This window comes from Trichlorobacter ammonificans (genome assembly GCF_933509905.1).
Lineage (GTDB): Bacteria > Desulfobacterota > Desulfuromonadia > Geobacterales > Pseudopelobacteraceae > Trichlorobacter > Trichlorobacter ammonificans.
On sequence record NZ_OW150024.1, the window covers coordinates 346,678 to 372,422 of the forward strand.

Sequence of the window (25,745 nt, forward strand, 5' to 3'; positions counted from 1 at the left end):
CCGGAAGGATCGGGCTGCACCGCAACTTTTGCGCTGTCGCTGGCCGCCCAGCGTGGGTACCTCAGGGCACGTAGACCCGGGGAACCCGCTTGCTGATGCCGCACAGGATTTCGTACGGGATGGTGCCGGCACGGCTGGCCAGCTCCTCCGCCAGGATGCTGTTCCCCTGGCGGTCCTCCCCCATCAGTACCACTTCGTCGCCGACGCTGACACCGGGGATGTCGGTCACATCCAGCATGATCCAGTCCATGCAGACCGTGCCGGTGACCGTTGCCCGCTCCCCCCGTACCAGTGCCTCACCCTTGTTGGTCAGTGCCCGCGGATAACCGTCGGCATAGCCCACCGGCACGCTGGCGACCAGCGTCCGGCGAGGGGCGGTGAAACGGCGACCGTAGCTGATGCTGGTGCCCGGCTCCACCCATTTCAGCATGGCGATTTTGCTTTTCAGGCGCATCACCGGCCGCAGGGAAAGGCGCCCCCGGAAGTCGTCGGAAGGCAGGGCGCCGTAGAGGGCGATGCCGGGTCGCACCAGGTTGCAGAAGGGATAATCCTTGAGCAGAGCACCGGCACTGTTGGCGATGTGCAGGTAGCGGGGAGAAAATTTCGCCCGCCGGATCTGCTGCACCACCCATTCGAACCGTTCCGCCTGGAGGCGGGTAAAGTACTGGCCCGATTCGTCCAGTTCGTCGGCAGAGGCGAAGTGCGACACCACCCCCTCGAGATAGAGGTTGGGCAGCAGTTTCAGCGAGTCCAGCAAGGCCGGCACCTGGTCGTAGGAAATACCCAGCCGTCCCATGCCGGTGTCCACCTTCAGGTGCACCAGCGCCTTGCGGTAGAGTCGGCCTGCGGCGGTGTCCAGGGCCCGGGCCTGTTCCAGAGAGAAGACCGTGGTGGAGATGTTGAAGCCGACGCACTTCTTTTCCTGGCCGGGGTAAATACCCCCCAGCAGCAGGATCGGTTTATCAATGCCGCTCTTGCGCAGCTGGATCGCCTCGGCCAGGAAGGCGACACCAAAGGCATCCACACCTTGGCGTTCCAGCTCCCGGCAGATTTCCAGAAAGCCGTGTCCGTAGGCGTCGGCCTTGACAACGGCCAGGATGGCGGCGCGGGCGGGAACCGATGCCCGGATGGTGGCGTAGTTTTCCCGCAGGGCGGCAAGACTGATCTCGGCAAAGGTGGGGCGGCTGTCAAACACGAGCTGACTCCTGAGCAGTCCGTAGTGGTTACGGAAACCTACCATGCCGGGGAAGGGCTGTAAAGCTGTTGACGGAAGCAGACGTTTCCAGTATGGTTCTCCCAGAGATGCAAGCCCTGGGGGAGCCGTTTCCGGCTGAGACAGCATGCTGCTGAACCCCTCGTACCTGAACCGGATAATGCCGGCGGAGGAAAGTGGCTGCGGCGCCCGAGGCGTCACCTTTTCACCGCCCTGCTTCCCTGCAGAGCGGTTTTTTGTTTTCAGCGGAGAACGCCTGATGTCAACGTCGCACCTGAGATTGGTGGTCAACACGGAACGACAGCCCGGCGGTACGGCCATCGCCGGGGTCTACCTGGTTACGGACCGGCACCCGAACCTGTTGCCCCGGGTGGAGCAGGCTCTTGCCGGTGGTGTTTCCGTGCTGCAGTACCGTCCCAAGGAGAAGCCACGGGAGGAGACGTTAGCGGAGGGGCGGGCGCTGAAAGAACTGTGCGCTGCCCGGAAGGTTCTCTTTATCGTCAACGATGATGCCGCTCTGGCACAGGAGCTTGATGCCGACGGTGTCCACCTGGGGCAGGAGGACGGCAGTCCGGTGGCCGCCCGGCAGCTCCTTGGGCCGGGCAAGCTGGTGGGAGTTTCCACCCACACCGTTGAGGAGGCACTGCGTGCCGAGGCCGACGGTGCCGACTATCTGGGGTTCGGTGCCATGTATCCCACCGGCAGCAAGGAGGTCACCCGGATGCCGGGCACCAGCGGTCTGGCCGCCGTGCGGGAGCGGGTACGACTGCCGATCGTGGCCATCGGCGGCATCACTCCGGCCAATGCCTGCCGGGTGATCGACGCCGGTGCCAACGCGGTGGCGGTAATCTCGGCGGTACTTTCCGCACCACGGCCCGACTATGCGGTGGCTGAGCTGCGCCTGTTGTTCAACAGGATTGCCCCCCTTCCCCGCGGCGGCGTGCTGACCGTGGCCGGCAGCGACTCCGGCGGTGGTGCCGGCATCCAGGCCGACCTCAAGACCATTACCCTGCTGGGCAGTTACGGCGCCAGCGTGCTGACCGCGCTCACCGCCCAGAATACGCGCGGCGTCAGTGCGGTACACGGCCTGCCTCCCAGCTTTGTCCGTGAGCAACTGGCGGCGGTGCTGTCCGACCTGCCCATTGATGTGATCAAAACCGGCATGCTGCACACGCCGGCCATCATTGAGCTGCTGGCCGAGTATCTCGCCGAACAGTCCCGGCTCTTTCCGCTGGTGGTGGACCCGGTGATGGTAGCAAAGGGCGGAGCGCATCTGTTGGAGCCGGATGCGGTACAGAGTTTCGTCCGGGAGCTGGTTCCCCGCTCCTACCTTTTGACCCCCAACCTGCCGGAAGCGGAACGGCTGCTTTCCCGGCGCATCCAGACCGAAGGGGAGATGGAGCAGGCCGCCCGCGACCTTCACGCCCTGGGGGCCGCCAACGTGCTGGTCAAGGGGGGACACTTGGCCGCCGGCGCGGCGGTGGATATTCTTTTCGACGGTACCAGCGTGCACCGTTTCAGTGCCGAACGGATTTTTACCAGCGCCACCCACGGCACCGGCTGCACCTTCGCATCGGCCATCGCCACCTTTCTGGCCCGCGGCGAACCCCTCGTCGAAGCGGTCCACCGGGCGAAGACATTCATCAGCCAGGCCATCCGCCTGGCCCGTCCCCTGGGCAAGGGACACGGGCCGGTAAATCACTATCTTGCAGCAAAGGAATCAGACCAATGACCCAACTGGAATACGCCCGCAAGGGGATCATCACCGAAAAAATGAAGACCGCAGCGGCTGCCGAAGGGGTTGACGCCGAGTTCATCCGGGCCGGTATCGCCAAGGGAACCGTCATCATCTGCCACAACGACAAGACTCACCAGCACGGCGTACCGCTGCCGGTGGGGGCCGGCCTGCGCACCAAGGTCAACGCCAACATCGGCACCTCCGCCGACGACACCGACATCACCAAGGAGCTGGAAAAGGCACGGGTGGCGGTGAAATACGGGGCCGACGCCATCATGGATCTTTCCACCGGCGGCCCGGTGGACGAGATCCGGCGGGCCATCGTGGCCGAAACCACGGCCTGCATCGGTTCGGTGCCGCTCTACCAGGCAGCCACCGACACGGTGCGGATTCACAAGAAGGCCATGGTGGAGATGACCGTTGACGACATCTTCAAGGGGATCATCAAGCATGCCGACGACGGGGTGGACTTCATCACCGTCCATTGCGGCGTCACCCGTTCCACGGTGGAGCGGATGAAGAACGAAGGGCGGATCATGGATGTGGTCTCCCGCGGCGGCGCCTTCACCATCGAGTGGATGCTGCACAACAACCGGGAAAATCCGCTGTTCGAGAACTTCGACCGCCTGCTGGAGATCGTGAAGGAGTACGACATCACCCTCTCCCTGGGGGATGGCTTCCGTCCCGGCTGCCTGGCCGACGCCACCGACCGGGCCCAGATTCATGAGCTGATCATCCTGGGGGAGTTGACCCAGCGGGCCTGGGATGCCGGGGTGCAGGTGATGATCGAAGGGCCGGGCCATGTGCCGCTGAACCAGATCCAGACCAATATCCAGCTGCAGAAGCGGCTCTGCCACGGTGCGCCGTTCTATGTACTGGGGCCGCTGGTCACCGACATCGCGCCGGGGTACGACCATATCACCTGCGCCATCGGCGGCGCCATTGCCGGAGCTGCCGGCGCCGACTTCCTCTGCTACGTCACTCCCTCCGAGCACCTGGCTTTGCCGGAGATCGAGGATGTGCGCGTCGGCGTGGTGGCGTCCCGCATCGCCGCCCATGCCGCCGACGTGGCCAAGGGGGTACCGGGGGCCATGGACAAGGATATCGCCATGGCCCGGGCACGGAAAAAGCTGGACTGGGACGGGCAGTTCGCCCAGGCCCTGGACCCGGACCGGGCGCGGGAGTACCGGGCCAATTCGCCGGTGTCCGACCACGGTGCCTGCACCATGTGCGGGGCGTTTTGCGCGTATAAGGTGATGGATGAAGCGCTGAAGAAGTAGAGAGAAGCACCATGGCATGCGGATAATGCGGATTAAGCGGATTTACGCAGATTTTTATCCCGTTGTATAGGCTTGAAATCCGCGGGAATCCGCAAAAAACAGATGTTATCCGCGTGCCATCGCCTTTGACGTTTCTTTTTTCATTACGCTTTGTCCTGCTGGGGAGTATCAGATATGGGTGACACCACTCGATTCGGCATCTCGATCGACAGCGACCTGCTGGAGAGTTTCGACCGCCTGCTGATCCGCAAGGGGTATCAGAACCGTTCCGAGGCGATCCGCGACCTGATCCGCGCCGCCATTGTGGAGGAAAAGCAGGAGAGCGGGGACGAGGAGATGGTGGGCACCGTCACCCTGGTTTACAACCATCACGTCCGCGACCTGTCCGACAAGCTGACCGAGCACCAGCATCAGCACCACCATCAGGTGGTGTCCGCCCTGCACGTTCACCTGGATGCCCACAACTGCCTGGAAGTTCTGATTCTGCGCGGCACCTCCGCAGCGATCACCCGTATCGCCGACGAACTGATCGGCGTCAAGGGGGTCAAGCATGGCAGGCTGTTCATGACCACGGCCAACGCCGAACATCACCACTGATTTCATTCCGCTTTCAGTGCGCGGCGTTCACTCCGCTCCGTGCGCCGCCCTCCCTGGTATCCGCCCGTCCCTATGACATACGAAACGAAAACGGCCGGTCCCGTGAGGGACCGGCCGTCCGGTTGAGCGAAGCCAGTGGGATTCTATTCGTTCCAGCCTTCGGGATGCACGTCGCCGATCTGCTCCCAGTGCTCGGGAGAGCGCCAGAGGGAGGAGAGAATCAGTTCCCGGGTATGCAGGAACTCCTTGGGCAGCCGGTCGTACATCTTGATAAACAGCTCTTCGTGGGAAAGGACTTCCTGCTGCCAGACGTCCCGGTCAACGGACATCAGTTCGTTGTACTTCTCGCGGTTCATCTCCAGCCCTTCCCAGTCCATGTCCTCGAACCGGGGCATCCACCCCAGGGGGGATTCGACGGAACCGGCCTTGCCCTGCACCCGCTCCACGATCCACTTGAGCACCCGCATGTTCTCGCCATAACCGGGCCAGATGAACTTTCCGTTGGCATCCTTGCGGAACCAGTTGACGCTGAAAATCCGGGGCGGCTTTGGGATACTGCGGCCGAACTGCAGCCAGTGGGCAAAATAGTCGGCCATGTGATAGCCGCAGAAGGGAAGCATGGCAAAGGGGTCGCGGCGGACGTTGCCGGTGGCTCCCACGGCGGCGGCAGTGGTTTCCGATCCCAGGGTGGCGGCCAGGTAGACGCCGTAGTTCCAGTTGAAGGCCTGGTAGACCAGAGGAACGGTATCCTTGCGACGGCCGCCGAAGATGAAGGCGCTCATCGGTACCCCCCGGGGATTCTCCCACTCGGGATCAATGCAGGGGCACTGGGATGCCGGAGAGGTGAAGCGGGCGTTGGGATGGGCGGCCGGCCGGCCGCAGCCCGGCGTCCACTCGTTCCCCTGCCAGTCGATCAGTTTTGCCGGCGGTTCCTTGGTCATCCCCTCCCACCAGACGTCACCGTCTTCGGTGAGGGCAACGTTGGTGAAGATGGAGTTCTTCTCGCAGGAAGTCATGGCGTTGGGGTTGGTGTCGTAGTTGGTGCCCGGCGCCACGCCGAAGTAGCCGTACTCGGGGTTGATGGCGTAGATCTGTCCGTCCGGCCCCGGCTTGATCCAGGCGATGTCGTCGCCGATGGTGGTTACTTTCCAGCCCTTTTCCTGGAAAGGCTTGGGCGGAATCAGCATGGCAAAGTTGGTCTTGCCGCAGGCGCTGGGGAAGGCGGCGCCAACATAGGTCTTCTCGCCGGTGGGAGCTTCAACCCCCAGGATCAGCATGTGCTCGGCCAGCCAGCCCTCGTCCTTGCCCTGCTTTGAGGCGATGCGCAGGGCCAGGCACTTCTTGCCCAGCAGGGCGTTGCCGCCGTAGCCGCTGCCGAAGGACCAGATGGCACGCTCTTCGGGGAAATGGACGATGTACTTTTCCTTGTTGCAGGGCCAGGGGACGTCCTGCTGACCCGGCTCAAGGGGAGCACCTACCGAGTGCAGGCAGGGTACAAACTCGCCGTTGCCCAGCACTTCCAGGACTTTCTTGCCCATGCGGGTCATGATCCGCATGTTGACCACCACGTAGGGGGAATCGGTGATCTCGATGCCGATCTTGGCGATGGGGGAGCCCAGCGGCCCCATGCTGAAGGGAATCACGTACATGGTGCGCCCCTTCATGCAGCCCTTGAACAGGCCTTTAAGGGTTTCCTTCATCTCCTTGGGGTTCACCCAGTTGTTGGTGGGGCCGGCGTCCTGCTTGGAGGTGCTGCAGATGAAGGTGCGGTCTTCCACGCGGGCGACGTCGATCGGGTCCGACCAGGCGAGGTAGCTGTTCGGGCGCTTTTCAGGATTCAGCTTTTTGAAGGTGCCGCTTTGTACCAGCAGCTCGCACATCCGGTCATATTCCTCCTGAGAACCGTCGCACCAGTAGACATTGCTCGGTTCACACAGTGCAACAGTCTCTTCGACCCATTTCAACAATTCCCTGTTCTGCGTCATCTGCGCTGCCATAAATCCCCCTTGCACATAAATAATAAAGCGTCCGACCGGCCAGGTATCGACCGGTCATTGACCATATTTCAGGAGATAGAACACGGTTGCGTATCAACTGCTGCCGGTTGCTCTCCCGCTGCAGAATTTAGCGCTACTTAATAGCACATCGGCCATGAAAACGAAAGGGAATAGCGACTGAAAGCCGTTTTTGTCCTAAAAGCCGGGAGAAGGGGAGCTGGTTTTTAGGCATAATAAACAATCGGTTGATTAAACCAGGGGGAGCGGGACTCAGCAGGTAAAGCCGGTTCCCACCTGGGCGGGAAGCACGGCGCCGGGGAAACGCTGTTGCAGCCGGAGCAGCGCCTTCAGGCCGGTGCAGTGGGCCGGGTACCAGCGTTGTACCCTGAAGAGGCTGCATTCAGTCAGCGTTGCCTCCAGATGCTGCTCACTGCAGAACCCCAGGTGCGTCCCCCCGACCACGGCAACGATCCGGTCATCGTCGGTCAGCTCGACGGCCCGGCGCAGGGTGGCGGAGAGACCGGCGTGACAGCAGCCCAGGATCACGACCGTTCCCGCCGGGGTGCGCAGCAGCAACGACTGGTCATCGCTGAACGGGTCCGGCACGGTTCCCGCCGGGTCGGCGGAGAGTCCGGCGTCGGCGGGGGCAGCGTTATTCCGGGGGATCTGCCCGGTCAGGAAGATGCCGGGAGCGATCTCGCGGAAACGGTCGGACAGGTTGAAGCAGGCCCCATGACCCTCCAGGTGATCCCGCGGGTACGGCATGCCGATGGCGAGGGCCTCCTTCCGGTCGTTGACCCGATAGCGGGGCGCGAAGACGTCCGGGTGGGCGAACACCTGCTTCGGACCGCAATTCCTGAGTAGCGGCAGCAGGCCGCCGCTGTGGTCGTAGTGGCCGTGGGAGAGGGCCACTCGTTCGACCCGGTGCAGGTTTTTGTTCATTCTCTGAGCGTTGTGCAGCAGGGTCAGTCCCTGGCCGGTATCGAAAAGCAACCCGCCGCTCTCCCACTCGATCAGGGCGCTGAAACCGTGCTCCCCCAGGGTGCCGGAGACCGGTCCCACCGAGTTTTCGCAGAGGATGGTGATACGGTAGTTCATGGTTCGTCCCTATTTCGGGCAGCAAGAACTGCCGGGAAAACGGGGCACCCCCAGCTTCTCCAGGATGGTGAAGAGGGGACAGAACTGGGTGAAGCCGGACTGGAACAGGTTCAAGCCAACGAAGCCGGTGAACCAGAGCCAGTTCTGGCTGTGCATATGGGCCAGCAGCAACGAAAGCAGCACGAAGCTGCCGGCAACGATCCGGACGATACGCTCGATGTAGAACGGTTCTCTCATCTCATCTTCTCCTTGGTGAAATGGTCACGGTGTTTCGGGTGCTGCGGGTTGATGCCGCTCTTTCCAGTTCTCCACCAGGTAGTACAGGATCGGCACGGTCATGCGCGACAACAGGGTCGAGGCGATTTCGCCGCACATCAGGGCAATGGCCAGCCCCTGGAAGATCGGGTCGAAGACGATGACGAAGCTGCCCACCACCACGGCGGCGCCGGTGAGCAGCATCGGCCGGAAGCGGACCGCCCCGGCCTCGATGATGGCCCGGTCAAGCGGCATTCCCTCCCGGCGCTTCATTTCCGCGAAATCGATCAGGATGATGGAGTTGCGCACGATGATGCCGGCCAGGGCAATGAAGCCGATCATGGAGGTGGCGGTGAAAAAGGCGCCGAACACGGCATGGCCCGGCAGGATGCCGATCAGGGTCAGCGGAATCGGTGCCATGATGACCAGCGGGGTGGTGAAGTCCTTGAACCAGGCCACCACCAGGATGTAGATCAGCACCATCACGGCGGCAAAGGCGATCCCCAGGTCCCGGAACACCTCGTAGGTGATGTGCCATTCTCCGTCCCATTTCATGCCGACCCGTTCCTCCGACCAGGGCTGACGGGAGGCCAGGATTTCGATCCCGCCGCCGTCCGGGGTGGGCAGGGCGGCGATCTGCTGCTGCATGGCGAGGATGGCGTAGACCGGCGCCTCGATCCGGCCGGCCACGTCGCCGGTGACGTAGATCACGTTCTTCAGGTTCTTGCGGTAGAGGGTCTTCTCCTCGCTGCCGTGCAGGGTGCGTACCAGTTGGGACAGGGGGACGCCGCCGTTTTGCCCCGGCAGGTGCAGGGCCGCCAGGTCATGCACGGAACTGCGTCTCTCCACCGGCAGGCGCAGGGTGACGGCAACCGGCTCCTTTTCCCCCGGCAGGTGGACGATCCCCGCCTGTTCGCCGGCCAGGGCGATGCGGAGTGCCGTGGCCACCTCCGCCGTGCTGATGCCGGCCAGGGCCGCCTTCTCCCGGTCAACGGCAAAGGTCACCTTGGGCTGGTCGGATTCACGGTACCAGTCCACGTCCACCACGCCGTCGGTCTGTTGAAAAATCTGCCGCACCCGGTCGGCGGTCGCCACGCGCACTCCGTCGTCGGGGCCGTAAATCTCCGCCACCAGGGTGGCCAGCACCGGCGGGCCCGGAGGGATCTCCGCCACCTTGACCCGGGCACCATGGCGGTCGGCCACCGCCTTCAGCAGCGGCCTGATCCGGGTGGCGATCTCGTGGGACTGGGCCGAGCGTTCCCCCTTGTGGCGCAGGTTCACCTGGATGTCGGCCAGGTGCGGCCCCCGGCGCAGGAAGTAGTGGCGCACCAGGCCGTTGAAGTTGAACGGCGCGGCGGTGCCGATGTAGAGCTGGTAGTTGGTTACCTCCGGCACGCTGCGCAGCAGTTCCCCCATCTCCCGGCCGATCCGGGCGGTCTGCTCCAGCGGGGTCCCCTCGGGGGCGTCGATAATGACCTGCAGCTCGTTCTTGTTGTCGAAGGGGAGCATCTTCACCGTCACTGCCCCGAAATAGAGCAGGGAGCAGGAGAGCACCAGCAAAAGTGCCACCAGCCCGAGAAAGACGCCGCGCAGCCGGACATCGTGCAGCAATCTGCCCATCCAGGTGCGGTAAAAGACGGTGAGCCGCGACTCCTCCCCCTCGGCGTTGTGGTGGACCCCCTTCATCAGGCGGTAGGCGAAATAGGGGGTCACGGTGAAGGCGATGACCATGGAGAGCAGCATGGCCATGCTGGCTCCCACCGGAATGGGACGCATGTAGGGCCCCATCAGGCCGCTGACGAACCCCATCGGCAGGATGGAGGCGATGACGGCGAAGGTTGCCAGTACCGTGGGATTGCCGATTTCGTCCACCGCCCGAATCGCCGCCTCCAACGGCTCCATCACCGTGGTGGTGAAGTAGCGGTGGACGTTTTCCACCACCACGATGGCGTCGTCCACCAGGATGCCGATGGAGAAGATGAGCGCGAACAGGGTGATCCGGTTCAGGGTGTAGCCGATCAGGTAGAAGATCAGCATGGTCAGGGCCAGGGTGACCGGAATGGCCACGGCCGCCACGGCGCCGGCCCGCCAGCCCATGAACAGGGCGATCAGGATGGTGACCGAGATGGCGGCCAGAAACATGTGGAAGAGCAGCTCGTTGTTTTTCTCGCCGGCGGTTTCGCCGTAGTTGCGGGTGACCGTGACCTGGATGTCGGCGGGGAGCAGCCGCCCCTTCAGGAACTCCACCTTCCTGAGCAGTTCGTCGGCAACCAGGGTGGCGTTGGCCCCCTTGCGCTTGGCCAGGGCGATGGTGACGGCGGGATATTCCTCCCGGGCTATTCCCATGAAGACATAGGTGTCCGGCTCGCCGGTTGTGTCATCGATCCGGGCCACGTCGCTCAGATAGACCGGTTTGCCGTTGCGGGCCGCCACCACGGTTCGTCCCACGGCGTCGGCGCTTGTCAGGAACGCGCCGGCATCCACCAGTACCTCCCGGTTTCGCGTGGTAGAGCTGCCGGCCGGCAGGGAAGCGTTGCCGCCGCGCAGGGCGCCCGCCACCTGCTGGGGTGAAAGCGCGTAGCCGGCAAGACGCAGCGGGTCAAGCTGCACCCGCACCTGGCGGGTCACCCCGCCGGTCAGTTCCACCTTGGCGACATTCTCGGTTTTCTGAAGCTCATCAGCCAGTTCGCGGGCCACCCGGCGCAGCATGCCGTGGTCGTAGCGCGCCGACCAGAGGGTCAGGGTCAGGATCGGCACGTCGTCGATGGAGGTGGCCTGCACCAGGGGTTCTCCGGCCCCGGGGGGAAGCAGGGGCCGGCTGCTCATCACCTTGTTGTACAGCTTGACCAGCGATTCCTCCATGTTCTCGCCCACCTTGAAGCGGACCGTGATCAGTCCCATGCCGGGACGACTCATGGAGTAGAGATATTCAACGCCGCTGATCTCCCAGAGGACCGCCTCAAACGGTTTCACCACCCGTTCCTGGACCTCCAGCGGCGAGGAGCCGGGCAGGGGGAGGTAGAGGTCGATCATCGGCACGCTGATCTGGGGTTCTTCCTCGCGGGGGGTCATCTTCACGGCGAAGAGTCCCAGCAACAGGGAGGCCACCACCAGGAGCGGCGTCAATTTCGAGGAGATGAAGGCGCGGGCGATCCTGCCCGCCGGACCCAGGGTCATGACCTGTCCCCTTACTTGCCGTAGCCGCCGGTCTGGACCTGTGTCAGGATGCCGTTGCGGAAAACGAGGATGTGGACCAGCCGGTCCGGGCCCTCATTGTAGGTCCACTCTTCCACAGTCATCAGAATGGTGGCGCCCCGGCGTCCCGCCTCGCTCTCCATGCGGCTGACCTTTGCTGTGGGCGGATCGCATTTGATGGCGACGATGGACTGCGTGTCCCCGGTGGAGACGATGGCGCCGTTGGGACAGCGGAAATTGTCGGCAGCGGCGACGCCGGCAGTGCACAGGGACAGGACAGCGGCACACAGTACGGTTTTGATCATGGGGTACCTCCTGATGATGGGATGAAGCGGCCACCTTCCACGACCTTTGCAAGGCCGGTGGCGACAATCCGCTCACCCGTGGCGAGACCGGCAAGAATTTCGATACGGTCATTCCGGATACGTCCGGTTTTCACCAGGCGCATCCGCAGCAGGTCATCCTTCTCCACCACCCAGACCCCCGTCAGGGAACCGCGCTCGAAAACCGCCGTGCGGGGAAGGCTGATGATCGGCGTGGTCGTGGACAGGACCACGCTGCCGCGGCCAAACATGCCGCTTCTCACAGCGTCGTGTCGCAGGGGGACCCGGGCGAGCACCGTGCGGCTGGCCGGATCGCCGGCCGGCACGATCTCGCTGATGCGTCCTTCGGCGGTTGTGCCGAGGGCGTCGAAGGCCATGGTGACCCTGCTGCCGACACGGATGCTCCGGGACTGGGATTCGGGGATGGCCAGCTCCAGCCGGTAGGCGGCCTCGTCGTCAATGACCAGCAGCGGCTGCCCCGGGAACACCGTGGCGCCGAGGGAAACCTGGCGGGCGGTGACAATCCCGCTGATCGGGGCGACGAGCCGGCGGTAGTCGGCCACGGCACCGGCGGCTGCCGCCTGTTCGCGGCTCTGGCGCAGGCGGGCTTCGGCCCGGGCAACGGCCTGGTGAGCCAGTTCACGTTCGGTCTGGCGGGTTTCAAACTCCTGGCGGGTCAGGGCCTGCTCCTCATACAGCTTCGTAAACCGTTCGAAGGTGGCATCGGCCAGGGTCCGGCGCGCACGGGCTTCGTCCAGGGCGCGCTGGGCTTCATCCAGGGCGGCGACGGCGCCGACGGCCTGGGCCGCCTGTTCGCGGGATTCAAGCATGCCCAGCAGTTGACCGGCGCGCACCCGGTCTCCCTCGCTGACGGAGAGCATGCTCACCGTGCCGGGGATACGGGCCGAAACCTGGGCACTGGTGCGGGATCTGACCGTGCCGCTCACCTCCAGACTGTCCGCTTCTTCCACCTGTCGCACTGTCTCCAGGGAGAGCCCCCGGATGGCGGGCGGCTGCGGCGCTGCAGATCGCTGCTCCGTGCTGCAGCCGGCCAGTGCCAGCAGGACAGCAGCGACACACAGCGGGTATCCGGCATGACGACGCATCACAGCACCTCCTTCAGGAAGAGTCCGGCGACATGGTAGAGACGGCCGGTGGCCAGATGCAGTTCCGCCTCGCTCTCCACAACCGCCGCCCGTGCCTGGTCGAGGACGTTCTGGGCATCCAGCACCTCGACCATGGTGGCCAGGGCGTTGTCGAACCGTTTCGCCAGCAGCCGCACGGTCTCGGCCGCAGCGCTGACGGCGGAACGGGCGACCTCGACGCGTTGTTGCGCCTCGATCCGACGCAGCCAGGCTTCGTGCACCTGGTAGCCCACCTCGTTCTCCTGGCCGACCAGCAGCTCCGTTGCCGCCGCCCGCTCCGCACGGGCCTGGCCGACCCCGTGGATGGTACGCAGGCCGTCGAACAGGTTCCAGCGCAGCGAAACTCCCGCCATCCAGGCATCCTGGTCCCTACCGAAGGGAGTGGCGGTATCGTGCATCTGCCAGGAGCCGAAGGCGCTGACGGTAGGCAGGAATCCGCTCCGTGCCCGGCGCAGGGCCGCCTCGGCCCGTTCCCGCTCCCGTTCGGCCGATTGCAGGTCCGGCCGCATCTGCCGCGCCGTTGTCAGCAGGTTGGCCAGTGATCGGTCGGGTTGCCGCAGGCGGGCCGTTTCCGCGGTGTCAACCTCATCGCCGGGGCTGCCGCCGGTTGCCAGGGCAAGCTGCATGCGGGCCAGCACCAGGGCGTGATCAGCCGAAATCCGGCGTTGTTCCAGGGCAGCCAAGTGGGTCGCGGCGCGCAGTTCGTCCGAAGCCAGCCCCAGACCGGCGGCAATCCTGACCGCCGCCTGGCGCCGTCGTTCCCGCGCCTCGGTCAGGGCTGTTTCCAGTGCGGCACGGTGGGACTTGGCCTTGTGTACCTCCAGGTAGAGCCGGAAGATAGTGAAGGCGACCTGCTGACGGGTCTGTTCCGTCAGCGCTTCCCGGCTCTGCGCCTCCTCACGTGCCATGGCTGCGGTACCCGGAGCGGACGGCGTCAGCAGCGGCTGCTCCAGGGTCAGTGCGGTCCGGAAATCGCTGACCGGCGCCGGGTTGTTCAGACGCGCGACATCGAAATCCCGGTTTTGAAAGCGGCCCTGGTTCAGCTTCATCATGAAGGTGGCCACCGGCAGGTTCGAACGCGACCAGGTTTCCTCCAGATGCACCGTCGGCAGGTAGTGCCGCCCGGCCGCCGTTGCCGCAATCCGGGCTGCCGCTGCCTGGTGACCGGAGGCGATGACCCGGTTGTTGCGCTCCAGGCCGCGGACAATCGCCTCGTGCAGCGTCAGGGCCTGCAGTTCGCCCGCGTCTGCCGGCGTGCAGGCGAGCGGCAGCAGTGCCGCGAGTATGATCAGGATGTGTGCCATCTATCTTACTCCGGTAAATATATTAAATTTTATATATAGGAAAAAATATACTTGTCAAGGGGGCGGGGAAAAAAACACCGGTGTCGGAACTGGTCCGACACCGGTGAGGGGTGAAGCGAAGCGGTATGGCGAAGACTTACTTGACGATAACGAATTCGGCGCGGCGGTTTTTGGACCAGGCGGCTTCGTCATGACCCTGAACGGCGGGCTTCTCCTTGCCGTAGCTGATGGTGGAGATCCGGTCGGCGGCAACGCCCAGCTTGATCAGGTGGCTGGCGGCGGACTTGGCGCGGCGGTCGCCCAGGGCCAGGTTGTACTCGTCGGTACCGCGCTCGTCGCAGTGACCTTCGATCTTGATCTTGGCACTGGCGTCCTTCTTCAGCAGGGCTTCTGCGTTCTTGGCGAGAACATCAAGGGTGTCCTTGCGCAGATCCGACTTGTCGAAGTCGAAGTAGACGGTTTCAAGGGAGATCGCCTCGGAAGCCTTGGCTCCCGTGCCTTCTTCCATCTTCGGCTCCGCTTTGGGCGGCTCCGGCTTGGGCGGCTCCGGTTGCGGTACCGGCTGCGGCGCCGGCTGGGGAGCAACCGTCTGCTGTTGAACAACCGGTTCGTCTTTCTTGACGACTTCATCCTTGGCACAACCCGCGGCCATCAGGGCCACCACACCAAGAGCTACAACCATTCCTCTGAATCCGTTGCGCATTGCTGCCTCCTTTTGTGTGCAGTTCATTCTACGGCTTGCAAGAGCCCGAATAGGCAAAATGTGGATGGATTATACACCCCCGGCGATCTTTTGCAACCGATTCCGAAAAAATCATCGCGGTCGCGGTGTCCAGACCGGATGGGTATTGCTGCCGCCAGTGGTGCTGACCCTGGTCTGGCCGCTGCCGTCGGCGCGCATGACATAGATCGCTTCGTTCCCGCCGCGACGGGAACTGAAGACGATCAGGCGACCGTCGGGGGACCAGCGGGGGCGTTCGTTGTTTCCTTCCGTGGTCAACTGGACATGGTCGTTGCCGTCGGCGGTGGCGACAAAAATCTGATAACCGCCGGCGGAGCGGGTATAGGCGATCTTCGTGCCGTCCGGCGACCAGGCCGGGTTGACACTGTAGCTGCCGTTGGGGGAGATGCGCTGCAGGTTGCCGCCGTCGGCGTCCATGACATAGATTTGCGGCTTGCCCAGGCGGTCGGAGACAAAGGCGATTCTGGTGCCGTCCGGCGACCAGGCCGGCGAGACGTTGGCGGCATGGGTGACGGTCAGGCGCTGCGGGGCGGAGCCGTCGCGGTTGATGGTATAGATCTCGGTATTGCCATCCTTGGAGAGTCCCAGGGCGATCTTCGTGCCGTCCGGTGACCAGGCACCGGTGATGTTCAGGCCGGGGCGGGTGGAAACCGGCACCTCCACGGTACTGGCGAAGGCGCGTTTGTACAGGTCGGGATTACCCCGCTTGTAGGAGGTGAAGATGATTTCGCGACCATCCGGCGCCACATCGGGAGAGAGGGTGATGGAGCGGTTGCGGGTCAACTGCTGGGGGTTGCGGCCGTCCCAGTCCATCAGCCAGATTTCCTTGCTGCCACTCTGGCTGGAGACGTAGACGACCCGGGAGCTGAAGGGACCGGCGGTACCGGTAAGGGTCAACAGGATTTCATCGCTAAAGGCGTGGGTGAAGCGGCGCAGATCCTTTTCCTTGCCCAGGTAGCGCTTGACGGCCAGCTGCTTCTTGCCGACCACATCGAAAAGGCGGAATTCAAGGGTCAACTCGTCGCCACGCAGCTCGTACTCTCCCAGCACCAGCAGATCGAAGCCCGCCGAAAGCCAGGGGATGAAGTCGATGCGGGAGAGGGCCAGTCCCCCTTCCTGGGGGGCGGCACTGCGCCGTTCCGTGGCGACCAGGCCGGACATGGTCAGGTCGAACCCGATCACCTCGGCTGCTTCGTCGGCCAATTCGTGACGGATGGTTGAGCCTGCCGGTTGCGGGGGAACCACGGCCATTTTCAACTGACGGTTGCCGGATGCCGTTACTTCAACGGGGGGGGCGGCGTCGGGTACGGATACCATGCACCAGCAGATCGCCAACACCCCGAACAGACGGATACACCATTTCATTGCTGCACAACTCCTTCCGGTCTGAACACAAACACCCCCTCGTACTGGCTGCGACCCGGGGGAGGGCCGAAAGACGGCTCGGCCAGACTGATGGCCCGGCGGACCGAAAGCTCGAACATCTTGTCGTTGCTGCTCTTTTCAAACCGCGAACGGAGCAGTTTGCCGGTGCCGTCGATGGTGAGCCGCACCGCCACGAATGGCGCCGTGCTCTGGTAGCTGATGGTTTCCCGGAAAGCGTCCTTGAGGCGGGAGTGCAGGTAGGCGGTATAATCGCTGCCCGCTTCGGTACCGGTCCCCTTGGGCATGCCGCTGCGGCCCCCTGCAGCCACCTTTGCCCGCAGTTCCTCCAGTCGTTGGGCCTGCCGGCGGGAGTCGGCGATGCTCTGCAGCTTCGCCAGCCGCTGGTCGAAGGTGCCCACGTCGGCCCGCGCTGCTGCCTGACGTTGTGCCGGTACACGGGGGGCGGGTGGCGTGGGTGTGGGTGTGGCGATGGCGGCCGGTTCGGGCGGTGGCGGGGCCACCTCCTCGCTGCTGGCGCTCTGCAGGGGGCTGCCGGCACGGGGATCGGCCACCGGCAGGTTGACCACATCAACGTAATACGTGGTCTGGACCGGCCCCGGGTCCGCAGTCACCTGCTGCCACCAGATCAGGGCGGTGAACAGGACGGCGTGCAAGAGCAGCGACAGCGTCATGCTGACGGCAAAGCGGGAGTCTCTGGCGGGATGTACGCGCTGCATGGCCTACTGGTGGGGAGGCTCCGTCACCATCCCCAGGCGCTCGATACCGGCCCCCTTGATGTCGGCCATGGCCCGCACCACCTCACCGTACGGCACACCGGCATCGGCCTTCAGAAAGACCTCTTTCTTGGCGCGGGTGGCGAACAGTTCGGCCAGCTTGCGCCGCAGGTCGCCGGCCGGCACCTCGTCCTTGTTGATGAAGGTTCGTCCCGTCCTGTCGACGCTGACGATTACCGTATCCTCCTGGGCACTCATCCCCTTGGTATCCGCCTTGGGCAGGTTCACCTGCACCCCCTGCTGCATCATCGGCGCCGTGACCATGAAGATCACCAGCAGCACCAGCATGACGTCCACCAGCGGGGTGACGTTGATCTGCGCCATCATGCCCCGTTCGTCGTCGTTACCGCCCATTGCCATGGCTCCCTCCTACTTCCCGGCGATATTGCGCTGGACGATGTTGAGAAACTCGGTGGAAAAACTGTCCATCTCCTTTACCAGCACCCGGATCTTGTGCTGGAAGTGGTTGTAGGCCATGACCGCCGGGATGGCGGCCACCAGGCCGATGGCGGTGGCGATCAGCGCCTCGGCGATGCCGGGGGCCACCACGGCCAGGGAGGCGGAGCCGGTCTTGCCGATACCGATGAAGGCGACCATGATTCCCCAGACCGTGCCGAACAGGCCGATGAAGGGGGAGGTGGAGCCGGTGGTGGCCAGGAAGGTGGTGTATTTCTCCAGGCGGGTCACCTCCAGGTTGGTGGCGCGGCGCAGGGCGCGGGAAACGTTGGCGATCCCCCCCAGGTCGGTGCTGATGGCGCCGCCCTGCTCGGTGCGGGTGTCGCCCGTCTCCATCACCTGTTTCAGCTCGCTGTACCCCTCGTTGAACAGTGCCACCAGGGGGGAACTGGCAAAACGGTCGGCTTGGGAGGCGATGGCGTCAAAGCGTTTGGTCTTCCAGAAAAAGTCCATGAAGCGCCCCGATTCGCTGAACGCCTTGTGGATCTGGTACATCTTGAACATGATGATGCCCCAGGAAACCACGGAGAACAGAATCAGCAGCAGCAGAACCCCTTTGACCACCAGGCCGGTGCCGGTGAAGAACAGTTCGAAACTCACGAGTACGTACCTCCTGAAAAAGTAAAGAGAGGCAAAAGGGTAGCCTCTCCCACGGGATGCGTCAAGAAAAACAGTGGTTACAGCAGGTTGTCAGTAGAGATCCGGCCGGCGATCGGCAAAGCAGGGGATCTGGGCCCGCCAGGCCGTCATGGCCTGCCGGTCCAGGGTGGCCAGCACTTCGCCGGGTCGCTCCCCGGCATCGGCCAGCACCTCGCCGCAATGGTCGATCACCATGCTCATGCCGAAAAAATCCAGCTTGCCGATCAGGCCGCAGGCGTTGGCCGCCACCACCGGCAGCTGGTTTTCTATGGCCCGTGCCCGCAGCAGGGTCCGCCAGTGCTCCTGGCGCGGCTTGGGCCACTGGGCCGGCACGCAGATGAGGTCCGCCCCCTCCAGGGCCAAGCGGCGGGACAGCTCGGGAAAGCGCAGGTCGTAGCAGATGATCACCCCGATCTTCCCCAGGGAGGTCTCGGCCAGGCACCAGCGCTCTCCCCCCTTGAACGCCGTGTCTTCCCCCAGCAGGGAGAAGAGATGCAGCTTGCGGTAGGTGGCGGCGATCCGGCCGCGGTCAATGACATGAATGGTGTTGAACACCCGGTTGTCGCCGGCCGGCTCCGGCTGGCTCCCCACGATCACCAGATTGTGGCGCACGGACAGCTCCTGCAGTTCCGCCACCACCGCATCGGTCCGCTGGGCCAGTTCGGTGAGGGTGCGGTAGGCGAAGCCGGTGGACCATAGCTCCGGCAGTACGGCCAGCTGCGCCCCCCGGTCGGCCACCCGGGCCAGGGCGTCGCGGACGTGGCTCAGGTTGGCCTCCACGTCTCCCTGCTGCACGTTGAACTGGATGGCGGCGGCGATAATCTGCTGCATGGCTGTCTCCTAGCGGGTCAGTTGGGAGTTGAGGTAGGCGTTGATCACGTCGGTGTAAATTTCCCGCGGCTTGCTGGTGCCGTCGCCGGGGGCGACCATCCCTTCCCGCTCCATCATCTCGATGATCCGGGCGGCCCGGTTGTAGCCGATGCGCAGACGGCGCTGCACCATGGAGATGCTGGCCTGGCGGGTCTCCGCCACCAACCGCAGGGCATCCTCCCAGCGTTCGTCCAGCTCCTCCTCCTCTGGCGTCCCCTTGTCGTCGTTTTCTTTCATGGTCAGGATTGACTGGTCGTAGACCGGCTTTCCCTGTTTTTTCAGGAAATCAACCACCCGCTGCACCTCGGCGTCGGAGACAAAGGCGCCGTGGATCCGCTTCAGGCGGCCGGTGCCCGGCGGCAGGTAGAGCATGTCCCCCATCCCCAGCAGGGCCTCGGCACCGTTGCAGTCCAGGATGGTGCGGGAGTCCACCTTGGAGGAGACCTGGAAGGCGATGCGGGAGGGGAGGTTGGCCTTGATCAGGCCGGTGATCACATCCACCGAGGGACGCTGGGTGGCCAGGATCAGGTGGATGCCGGCGGCCCGGGCCTTCTGGGCCAGACGGGCGATATGCTCTTCCACCTCGCGGCCCGCCACCATCATCAAGTCGGCCAGCTCGTCCACGATCACCACGATGTAGGGGAGGTGGCTGTGCTCCAGTTCCTCCGGCGTATCCACCACGAAGGGGAGCGGGTCCGCCGCGTCCGGCGCCTCACCCTCCTCCACGATCTCTTCCAGTTCCTCGATGATCTCCTCGTCGGAGACGCCGTTGCCGGCCAGCTCTTCCTCCTCGGCGGCCAGCTTGCGGTTGTAGGATTCGATGTTGCGCACCCCCTTGTCCGCCAGCAGGCGGTAGCGGCGCTCCATCTCGTTCACCGCCCATTTCAGGGCCAGGGAAGCCTTCTTCGGCTCCGTCACCACCGGCAGCAGCAGGTGGGGAATCCCCTCGTACATGGAGAACTCCAGCATCTTGGGGTCCACCATGATGAAACGCACATCGCGGGGGGTGGCGGTGTAGAGCAGCGACAGGATCATGGTGTTGACCGAGACCGACTTGCCGGAGCCGGTGGAGCCGGCCACCAGCAGGTGGGGCGCCTTGGCCAGATCGGTGATCAGCGGCAGCCCGGCGATATCCTTGCCCAGCACCAGGGGGAGCTTCATCCGGCTCTGCAGGAACTCCTCGCAGGTGAAGATTTCCCGCAGAAAAACCGTTTCCCGCTCCCGGTTGGGTACCTCGATGCCCACCACCCCCTTGCCGGGGATCGGCGCCACGATCCGGATGGAGAGGGCCTGCAGCGCCATGGTCAGGTCGTCGGAGAGGCCGGCGATGCGGCTGATCTTGATCCCCGGCGCCGGGGCGAACTCGTACATGGTGATCACCGGGCCGGGACAGATCTCCTTCACCTCGCCGTCGATGCCGAAATCCTGCAGCTTCTTTTCCAGCAGCCGGGCGTTCATCTCCAGCAGGTCCCGTTCGATACGGCGCTCCGTGGCCGGGGGCTGGTCCAGCAGCGACAGCGGCGGGGTATGGAAGCCGGCGTCGCTCCTGATGAAATCGAAGGATTCCTGTACCGGTTTTTCCTTGGCCGCCTCTTCCTTCTTCTTTTCCTTGCGGAAGAGGTTGGGACGGGGGGCGGTGGGGGGGGGCGGCCGGTTTGATCACCGGGCCGCTGGCCGGCAGGGGGCGTCCCTCGGTGCGGGCCTTTTCCTTCTGCTGCTCCTCGCGCTTGAACGCCTGGCGCTCCTGGCGTGCCGCCCACTTGTGCCGCAGGTTTTCCAGCCACCAGGAGGCGAACAGCACAAAGGAGAAGCCGGACAGTACCATGACGGAGGCAGCCAACAGCGGCAGCAGCACCAGCAGTGCCCCCACGGTGCCGACAGTGGTTTTCAGCAGGCGGACCAGCAGGGCGCCGATGGCGCCGCCGGTGGGAACCTGCTGTCCCAGCAGGGTGGTCACTTCCAGGTTGAAGGCGAACAGTGCCGCCAGCGACACCAGCAGGCCGCCGAAGGCCACCGACTTGTAGAGGCGCAGCCGCGGTTCCTTGAAGCGGAGCAGATTGTAGGCGATCAGCAGCAGCACGCCGGGCAGCAGGTAGGAGGCCAGCCCGAACAGCATCAGCAGCAGGTCGGCCACCTGGGCGCCCAGCCGTCCCCCCAGGTTCTGCACGCCGCTGGCGGTGGACCAGCTGTTCAGGGATTGATCGGCGCTGCTGAAGGTGAACAGTGCCATGAGGAGGAAGATCCCCACGGCGCCGATGGCCATCCCCTGCAGCTCTTTGACCAGTTTTTCCTTGCGGGCGTCGTCCACGGTGTACCTGTTTACGCTACCCTGAAGTCGAGGCTGAATTCAGGGGGGGTGAGCAGTGCCTTCTTGACGGTGCAGAGATTGGCCGCACGTACCACGGCATCGCGGTATTTCTCCGGAAAGGAGGGGGGCAGGTTGACGGTGATGGTCACCCGGGACGGGCGCCGTTTTCCTTGATCGTCCTGCTCGAACTCCACCGTCTGGTCGAGGGAAATCCCCGCGGTGGGGATGTTGCGTGCCGTGCAGAATTCCAGCACGTAAAAGCCGGCGCAGGTACCGATGGCGCCGAGGAAGCAGGCGAAGGGGGAAGGGGCGCTCCCCTCCCCGCCCTGCTCCACCGGCTGATCGGTCACCAGCTGCAGGCCGTCGGGGAAGGTGGCCGCCACCTTTTTCCCGCCGGTCAGGGAGATGGCGATATTCATCTGCCCGGCTCCTTCAGCGGTGCCGCCGGTGCGCCCGGTTGGGCCGGCGGTGGGGCCACGGCCGGTGCGGGGGCAGGGGGTGCCGCCGGCCGGGTGGTCCGGTCCAGGCTGATCAGGGAGACCATCTCCTCAAACTGGCTCAGATAGAGATCGGCATCGCCGGTCTCGCGCCGCAGCAGATCGACACGCCGCTTGTCCAGGGCTCGCCTGACGCCGTCCATGGTCTTGAACTTGACCTGGATCGTGCCGCTCAGGTTGGCCTTGGCCTCCTCGAAATCGGGATACTGCAGGTTGAGCAGCGGATTAAAGGACAGTACCTTGCGACGGAAATTCGGGTACTCCCAGAGGATGACCCCGCGGGAGTCCACGATCTGGGCAGTCATGATCAGGTAGTTGTAGGAGCTTTCCAGCGAGTCCAGCATGGTGGCGGCGTAGATTTTCTCCGGCCGGGTGATGCCGCTGATCACCACCAGCAGCAGGGCGTCCAGGCTGTTCTTGCGCAGGTAGGCCTGCAGCGCCTCTTCCTTCCAGAAGTACTTGTTGTACTGGATGGCGGCGTCGTCACGCCGCTCCCGGCGCTGCAGCAGGTTGGCAAACAGTGCCTTGGGATCGTCGTCGATCATGGTGACCGCGTAGAAGCTGTCGGTGTTCTTGAGCAGGCGCACCAAGTGCCGCTCATGAACGCGGTTGTTGGCGGCAAGCAGGGTGAGCAGCTCCTCTTTCTGGGGGAAGCGGATATCGGAGTCGGCATCGACGATGATCGGCGCCACTCCCAGCACCTTGACCCGTTCCACCATTTCTTCCTTCGGCAGGTTGAAATGGTTCTGGGCGCAGCCGGCTGCAAAGGGAAGCAGCATCAGGCAGAGTATGAGCGAGATCCGTTTCATTGGGCCTCCTTGGTTCACGTATGGTCTGCACAGCATCGCATAGCTATAGCAGATGACGGGGGTATTTTCCAGACCTATCCCCGTTCCTGCACGTCGATCCCTTGACCGGCGTGGCCATACCCGCTAGTATCGCGGGATATTTTTTCGGAGAGCTGAATGACGATGGCCTTCCTGCGCGGCCTGTTGTACATGTCCCTGTTCTTTCCCCTGACCTTCCTGGTGGCCGGAACCGCCCTGGTCTGCAGCCTTCCCGACCCTCGGCGGTACGGGGCCTTTGCCCGGTTCTGGGGCAGGATGGGGCTGGCGCTTGCCGGCATCAGAGTCGCGGTGAACGGTACGGAGCGGCTGCCGGCGGGGCCGGTGATCGTGATGAGCAACCACCAGAGCAATTTCGATATCCTGGCCCTGCAGGGGCATTTTCCGCGCCGCCTGTCCTGGATCGCCAAGGAGGAACTGTTCCGTATTCCGGTCTTCGGCCCTTCCATGCGGCGGGGAGGCTACATCCCCCTGGACCGGGGGCACGGACGCAAGGCACTGAAAAGTATCGACGAGGCGGCGCAGCAGATCCGGAACGGCGCCAGCGTGATCATCTTTCCGGAGGGGACCCGCACCCGTGACGGCAGGCTGCTCCCCTTCAAGCGGGGGGGCTTCATGCTGGCGGCACGGGCCGGGGTGCCGGTGGTGCCGGTGACCCTTGTGGGCAGTTTCGGGGTCAACCCCGGCGGGACATGCAAGCTGTACCCGTTCCGGCAGGTGGAGATCAGGATCGGCAAGCCGATTGCGGTGCCGCAGGGGATGCGACGGAGTGAAGCGGAGGAGTTCCTGATGGCGCGGGTCCATGATGCCATAGCGAAGGAGATCGGATGATCAGGCTGCTCTACGCCCTGCTCTGCCTGGCCGGCATCGCCCTGGTCGGCTGGGGGCTGCCGACGGCCCACCGCTGGCCCTCCCCCCGCAACCTGCTGCCGGCCCTGGCGGTACTGCTGGGGACCGCTGCCGCCCTGCTCGGCATACTGCTCACCGTGCTGCCGCGGTTTTTCCTGGAGTGACCGCCATGGTGCGTACCGCAACTACCGTCCTGCTGGCGCTGCTCCTGGCAGCGCTGCTCGTGACCGCCACGGTCCACCGCCGGCAACAGGCCCAGTTCGCGGCCGGCGAGCAGGGGAGCCGTGCCGGCGACTTCATGATGGCGCTTACCGGCTATGAATCGGCGATCCGGATGTACCTTCCCTTCTCCGACGCGATGGAACAGGCGTCGGAGCGGATCTGGGCCCTGGGGCTGGTGGCCGAACGGCGCAGCGATGTCGAGCGGGCCCTGATCGCCTACCGGTCGCTGCGCAGCGCCTGGTACGGCGTGTGCTGGCTGCACCAGCCGGGGCAGCGCTGGATAGAACGGTGCGATACAAAGATCGCGGCGCTCGCGCCGCTGCGCAAAGGAGCGTCGCCATGAGTACTGCCCCGCTTCGGATCGTTGCCCTGGGAGGGCTGGGAGAGATCGGCCTCAACTGCATGGCCTACGAGTGCGGCGACGACCTGCTGCTGGTGGACGTGGGGCTGATGTTTCCCGACGCCGACATGCCGGGGGTCGATTACGTCATCCCCGATTTCGGCTACCTGCGGGAGCGCAGCCACAAGCTGCGGGGCATTCTGCTGACCCACGGCCACGAGGACCATATCGGCGCCCTTCCCTTCTTCCTGCGCGAATTCCCGGTGCCGGTCTACGGCACGGCCCTGACCCTGGGCATCCTGTCCGGCAAACTGCAGGAGTACAAGGTGGATGCCGACCTGGTACCGGTGAAGCCGCGGGATGTAGTGGAGCTGGGCTGCTTCCGGGCCGAATTCATCCGGGTGGCCCACTCGGTGGTGGACGGCTGCGCCCTGGCGATCCGCACCCCGGAAGGAACGGTGATCCACACCGGCGACTTCAAGCTGGACCAGACCCCGGTGGACGGCGAGCCCACCGACCTGGCCACCTTTGCCCGCTACGGCGACGAAGGGGTGCTGGCGCTTTTGTCCGACTCCACCAACGTGGAACGGGAAGGGTACACCCTGTCGGAGCGGTACGTGGGGGATGCCCTGGCCGATCTCTTTCCCAAGTGCACGGGACGGATCATCGTGGCCGCCTTTTCCAGCAACATCCACCGGGTGCAGCAGGTGGCCGATGTTGCCGCGGCCAGCGGCCGCAAGGTGCTGTTGAACGGCCGCTCCATGGTGGCCAACGTCAAGATCGCCCGCGAGCTGGGCTATCTCAGCATCCCCGACGACCTGCTCATGGATATCCGCGCCCTGGGCCACCTGCCGCCGGAACAGGTCTGCATCATCTCCACCGGCAGCCAGGGGGAGCCGATGTCGGCCCTGGTGCGGATCGCCATGGACGACCACAAGCAGATCAAGCTGGAGCGGGGGGACACGGTCATCCTCTCCTCCCGCAACATCCCCGGCAACGAGCGGACCATTTCCGAGCTGATCAACCACCTCTACCGCCGCGGCGCCGACGTCCACCACGAAAAGGTCTCCGAGGTCCATGTCTCCGGCCACGCCAGCCAGGAGGAGCTGAAGCTGATGATGAACATCGTGCGGCCCCGCTTCTTCCTGCCGGTGCACGGCGAATACCGCCACCTGGTATTGCACCGCAGACTGGCCATGAAGGTCGGCATTCCGGAAGAACGCTGCCTGTTGGCGGTGAACGGCGAAGTGGTCAGCTTCTACAACGACACCGCCTGCATCGAGGAAACCGTGGAAACCGGCCGGGTCTTCGTGGACGGCAAAGGGGTGGGGGATGTGGGCGAGGTGGTGCTGAAGGACCGCCGCCACTTGGCCGAGGACGGCATGGTCACGGTGATCCTGGGGATCAACCAGCACAGTGGCGAGCTGATCTACGGACCGGAGATCGTCTCACGGGGCTTTGTCTTCGAGGACGAGAGCCAGGAATACCTGCATCAGGCCAAGTGTGTGGTGAAAGAAGCACTGGATGAACTGAATGTCGAAACCCTGGCTGACCGGGACGAGGTGCGGCAGGTGGTGCGCCAGACCCTGAAGCGCTTTTTCAAGAAGAGCATCGAACGGCGGCCCATGGTGCTGCCGTTTATTCTGGAGATGTAGGTTTAAGAAATTTGCTAA

At 64.3% G+C, this 25,745-nt stretch carries 24 protein-coding genes, 1 pseudogene and 1 riboswitch; of the genes and pseudogenes, 7 read left to right on the forward strand and 18 right to left on the reverse strand.

Annotation, left to right across the window (positions count from 1 at the left end):
* Positions 1-61: 61 nt before the first annotated feature.
* Positions 62-1,240: an alanine racemase gene (alr, locus tag RAK07_RS01460; RefSeq protein WP_374215751.1), complete on the reverse strand. Its 1,179-nt coding sequence runs from the start codon at positions 1,238-1,240 to the stop codon at positions 62-64.
* A gap of 63 nt (positions 1,241-1,303) precedes the next feature.
* A riboswitch (TPP riboswitch) is annotated at positions 1,304-1,405 on the forward strand.
* A gap of 64 nt (positions 1,406-1,469) precedes the next feature.
* Between alr and thiD the strand changes: the two genes are divergently transcribed.
* The 3 genes from thiD (at position 1,470) to nikR (ending at position 4,828) form a co-directional block, all read left to right on the forward strand.
* On the forward strand, positions 1,470-2,945 hold the full coding sequence (gene thiD, locus RAK07_RS01465) for a bifunctional hydroxymethylpyrimidine kinase/phosphomethylpyrimidine kinase (protein WP_305733458.1): 1,476 nt from the start codon (positions 1,470-1,472) through the stop codon (positions 2,943-2,945).
* Positions 2,942-4,231, forward strand: coding sequence for a phosphomethylpyrimidine synthase ThiC (thiC, locus tag RAK07_RS01470; RefSeq protein WP_305731088.1), 1,290 nt, complete (start codon positions 2,942-2,944; stop codon positions 4,229-4,231). The genes thiD and thiC overlap by 4 nt, the downstream gene beginning before the upstream one ends.
* Positions 4,232-4,405: 174 nt before the next feature.
* Positions 4,406-4,828, forward strand: coding sequence for a nickel-responsive transcriptional regulator NikR (nikR, locus tag RAK07_RS01475; protein ID WP_305731089.1), 423 nt, complete (start codon positions 4,406-4,408; stop codon positions 4,826-4,828).
* A 143-nt stretch (positions 4,829-4,971) separates the two neighbouring features.
* Here nikR and RAK07_RS01480 read toward each other — a convergent pair whose 3' ends face one another.
* The 17 genes and pseudogenes from RAK07_RS01480 to RAK07_RS01560 all read right to left on the reverse strand — a co-directional run bounded on the left by RAK07_RS01480 (position 4,972) and on the right by RAK07_RS01560 (position 22,625).
* Complete coding sequence (locus tag RAK07_RS01480) at positions 4,972-6,825, reverse strand: phosphoenolpyruvate carboxykinase (GTP) (RefSeq protein WP_305731090.1); 1,854 nt, start codon at positions 6,823-6,825, stop codon at positions 4,972-4,974.
* Between the two features lie 270 nt (positions 6,826-7,095).
* Positions 7,096-7,923 carry an MBL fold metallo-hydrolase gene (locus tag RAK07_RS01485; protein WP_305731091.1) on the reverse strand — a complete coding sequence of 276 codons (828 nt, stop codon included), beginning with the start codon at positions 7,921-7,923 and terminating at the stop codon, positions 7,096-7,098.
* Between the two features lie 9 nt (positions 7,924-7,932).
* Positions 7,933-8,160, reverse strand: a complete 228-nt coding sequence (locus RAK07_RS01490) for a YgaP family membrane protein (RefSeq protein ID WP_305731092.1) — start codon at positions 8,158-8,160, stop codon at positions 7,933-7,935.
* 24 nt (positions 8,161-8,184) lie between these two features.
* Positions 8,185-11,355 (reverse strand): efflux RND transporter permease subunit, encoded by a 3,171-nt coding sequence (locus RAK07_RS01495; protein ID WP_305731093.1) that lies wholly within the window; start codon positions 11,353-11,355, stop codon positions 8,185-8,187.
* A gap of 11 nt (positions 11,356-11,366) precedes the next feature.
* The gene (locus tag RAK07_RS01500; RefSeq protein WP_305731094.1) at positions 11,367-11,678 is read right to left on the reverse strand and encodes a DUF2845 domain-containing protein; all 312 of its coding nucleotides are present in this window, start codon (positions 11,676-11,678) and stop codon (positions 11,367-11,369) included.
* Entirely contained in the window at positions 11,675-12,802 is a 1,128-nt protein-coding gene (locus RAK07_RS01505; protein WP_305731095.1) for an efflux RND transporter periplasmic adaptor subunit, read from the reverse strand. Before RAK07_RS01505 ends, RAK07_RS01500 begins: the two co-directional genes overlap by 4 nt.
* The gene (locus RAK07_RS01510) at positions 12,802-14,145 is read right to left on the reverse strand and encodes a TolC family protein (RefSeq protein WP_305731096.1); all 1,344 of its coding nucleotides are present in this window, start codon (positions 14,143-14,145) and stop codon (positions 12,802-12,804) included. The genes RAK07_RS01505 and RAK07_RS01510 overlap by 1 nt, the downstream gene beginning before the upstream one ends.
* Positions 14,146-14,281: 136 nt before the next feature.
* On the reverse strand, positions 14,282-14,848 hold the full coding sequence (pal, locus tag RAK07_RS01515; RefSeq protein ID WP_305731097.1) for a peptidoglycan-associated lipoprotein Pal: 567 nt from the start codon (positions 14,846-14,848) through the stop codon (positions 14,282-14,284).
* A 111-nt stretch (positions 14,849-14,959) separates the two neighbouring features.
* Entirely contained in the window at positions 14,960-16,252 is a 1,293-nt protein-coding gene (gene tolB, locus RAK07_RS01520) for a Tol-Pal system beta propeller repeat protein TolB (protein ID WP_305731098.1), read from the reverse strand.
* Positions 16,249-16,989 carry an energy transducer TonB gene (locus RAK07_RS01525; protein WP_305731099.1) on the reverse strand — a complete coding sequence of 247 codons (741 nt, stop codon included), beginning with the start codon at positions 16,987-16,989 and terminating at the stop codon, positions 16,249-16,251. Before RAK07_RS01525 ends, tolB begins: the two co-directional genes overlap by 4 nt.
* Positions 16,990-16,992: 3 nt before the next feature.
* Complete coding sequence (gene tolR / locus RAK07_RS01530; RefSeq protein ID WP_305731100.1) at positions 16,993-17,406, reverse strand: protein TolR; 414 nt, start codon at positions 17,404-17,406, stop codon at positions 16,993-16,995.
* A gap of 9 nt (positions 17,407-17,415) precedes the next feature.
* On the reverse strand, positions 17,416-18,102 hold the full coding sequence (gene tolQ, locus RAK07_RS01535; RefSeq protein WP_305731101.1) for a protein TolQ: 687 nt from the start codon (positions 18,100-18,102) through the stop codon (positions 17,416-17,418).
* A gap of 90 nt (positions 18,103-18,192) precedes the next feature.
* Complete coding sequence (locus RAK07_RS01540; RefSeq protein WP_305731102.1) at positions 18,193-18,972, reverse strand: carbon-nitrogen family hydrolase; 780 nt, start codon at positions 18,970-18,972, stop codon at positions 18,193-18,195.
* A 9-nt stretch (positions 18,973-18,981) separates the two neighbouring features.
* On the reverse strand, positions 18,982-20,562 hold the full coding sequence (locus tag RAK07_RS01545) for a DNA translocase FtsK (protein WP_309550383.1): 1,581 nt from the start codon (positions 20,560-20,562) through the stop codon (positions 18,982-18,984).
* Positions 20,563-20,851: 289 nt separating this feature from the next.
* Positions 20,852-21,274 (reverse strand): annotated as a pseudogene (locus RAK07_RS14090) (DNA translocase FtsK 4TM domain-containing protein); the annotation flags it as partial.
* A gap of 56 nt (positions 21,275-21,330) precedes the next feature.
* Positions 21,331-21,738, reverse strand: coding sequence for an OsmC family protein (locus RAK07_RS01555; RefSeq protein ID WP_305731103.1), 408 nt, complete (start codon positions 21,736-21,738; stop codon positions 21,331-21,333).
* Entirely contained in the window at positions 21,735-22,625 is an 891-nt protein-coding gene (locus RAK07_RS01560) for a hypothetical protein (protein WP_305731104.1), read from the reverse strand. Before RAK07_RS01560 ends, RAK07_RS01555 begins: the two co-directional genes overlap by 4 nt.
* A 156-nt stretch (positions 22,626-22,781) precedes the next feature.
* On the opposite strand from RAK07_RS01560, the gene RAK07_RS01565 reads away from it, so the two are divergent.
* From RAK07_RS01565 to RAK07_RS01580, 4 genes are read left to right on the forward strand one after another with little or no spacing between them, the layout of a single operon-like run.
* Positions 22,782-23,492 carry a lysophospholipid acyltransferase family protein gene (locus tag RAK07_RS01565; RefSeq protein ID WP_309550338.1) on the forward strand — a complete coding sequence of 237 codons (711 nt, stop codon included), beginning with the start codon at positions 22,782-22,784 and terminating at the stop codon, positions 23,490-23,492.
* Positions 23,489-23,674: a hypothetical protein gene (locus RAK07_RS01570; protein ID WP_305731105.1), complete on the forward strand. Its 186-nt coding sequence runs from the start codon at positions 23,489-23,491 to the stop codon at positions 23,672-23,674. The genes RAK07_RS01565 and RAK07_RS01570 overlap by 4 nt, the downstream gene beginning before the upstream one ends.
* 5 nt (positions 23,675-23,679) lie before the next feature.
* Entirely contained in the window at positions 23,680-24,075 is a 396-nt protein-coding gene (locus tag RAK07_RS01575) for a hypothetical protein (RefSeq protein ID WP_305731106.1), read from the forward strand.
* Positions 24,072-25,727, forward strand: a complete 1,656-nt coding sequence (locus RAK07_RS01580) for a ribonuclease J (protein ID WP_305731107.1) — start codon at positions 24,072-24,074, stop codon at positions 25,725-25,727. Before RAK07_RS01575 ends, RAK07_RS01580 begins: the two co-directional genes overlap by 4 nt.
* Positions 25,728-25,745 lie beyond the last annotated feature (18 nt).

Excerpts from the sequence above, each read along its gene's own strand:
- RAK07_RS01490 (WP_305731092.1), bottom strand. The coding sequence starts at position 8,160 with ATGAGAGAACCGTTCTACATCGAGCGTATCGTCCGGATCGTTGCCGGC.
- RAK07_RS01575 (WP_305731106.1), top strand. The coding sequence starts at position 23,680 with ATGGTGCGTACCGCAACTACCGTCCTGCTGGCGCTGCTCCTGGCAGCG.
- RAK07_RS01525 (WP_305731099.1), bottom strand. The coding sequence starts at position 16,989 with ATGCAGCGCGTACATCCCGCCAGAGACTCCCGCTTTGCCGTCAGCATG.
- RAK07_RS01560 (WP_305731104.1), bottom strand. The coding sequence starts at position 22,625 with ATGAAACGGATCTCGCTCATACTCTGCCTGATGCTGCTTCCCTTTGCA.
- RAK07_RS01555 (WP_305731103.1), bottom strand. The coding sequence starts at position 21,738 with ATGAATATCGCCATCTCCCTGACCGGCGGGAAAAAGGTGGCGGCCACC.
- RAK07_RS01580 (WP_305731107.1), top strand. The coding sequence starts at position 24,072 with ATGAGTACTGCCCCGCTTCGGATCGTTGCCCTGGGAGGGCTGGGAGAG.
- RAK07_RS01495 (WP_305731093.1), bottom strand. The coding sequence starts at position 11,355 with ATGACCCTGGGTCCGGCGGGCAGGATCGCCCGCGCCTTCATCTCCTCG.
- tolR (WP_305731100.1), bottom strand. The coding sequence starts at position 17,406 with ATGGCAATGGGCGGTAACGACGACGAACGGGGCATGATGGCGCAGATC.
- RAK07_RS01485 (WP_305731091.1), bottom strand. The coding sequence starts at position 7,923 with ATGAACTACCGTATCACCATCCTCTGCGAAAACTCGGTGGGACCGGTC.
- RAK07_RS01500 (WP_305731094.1), bottom strand. The coding sequence starts at position 11,678 with ATGATCAAAACCGTACTGTGTGCCGCTGTCCTGTCCCTGTGCACTGCC.
- RAK07_RS01510 (WP_305731096.1), bottom strand. The coding sequence starts at position 14,145 with ATGGCACACATCCTGATCATACTCGCGGCACTGCTGCCGCTCGCCTGC.
- RAK07_RS01505 (WP_305731095.1), bottom strand. The coding sequence starts at position 12,802 with ATGCGTCGTCATGCCGGATACCCGCTGTGTGTCGCTGCTGTCCTGCTG.
- RAK07_RS01570 (WP_305731105.1), top strand. The coding sequence starts at position 23,489 with ATGATCAGGCTGCTCTACGCCCTGCTCTGCCTGGCCGGCATCGCCCTG.
- thiC (WP_305731088.1), top strand. The coding sequence starts at position 2,942 with ATGACCCAACTGGAATACGCCCGCAAGGGGATCATCACCGAAAAAATG.
- RAK07_RS01480 (WP_305731090.1), bottom strand. The coding sequence starts at position 6,825 with ATGGCAGCGCAGATGACGCAGAACAGGGAATTGTTGAAATGGGTCGAA.
- tolB (WP_305731098.1), bottom strand. The coding sequence starts at position 16,252 with ATGAAATGGTGTATCCGTCTGTTCGGGGTGTTGGCGATCTGCTGGTGC.
- alr (WP_374215751.1), bottom strand. The coding sequence starts at position 1,240 with ATGGTAGGTTTCCGTAACCACTACGGACTGCTCAGGAGTCAGCTCGTG.
- pal (WP_305731097.1), bottom strand. The coding sequence starts at position 14,848 with ATGCGCAACGGATTCAGAGGAATGGTTGTAGCTCTTGGTGTGGTGGCC.
- nikR (WP_305731089.1), top strand. The coding sequence starts at position 4,406 with ATGGGTGACACCACTCGATTCGGCATCTCGATCGACAGCGACCTGCTG.
- RAK07_RS01565 (WP_309550338.1), top strand. The coding sequence starts at position 22,782 with ATGACGATGGCCTTCCTGCGCGGCCTGTTGTACATGTCCCTGTTCTTT.
- RAK07_RS01540 (WP_305731102.1), bottom strand. The coding sequence starts at position 18,972 with ATGCAGCAGATTATCGCCGCCGCCATCCAGTTCAACGTGCAGCAGGGA.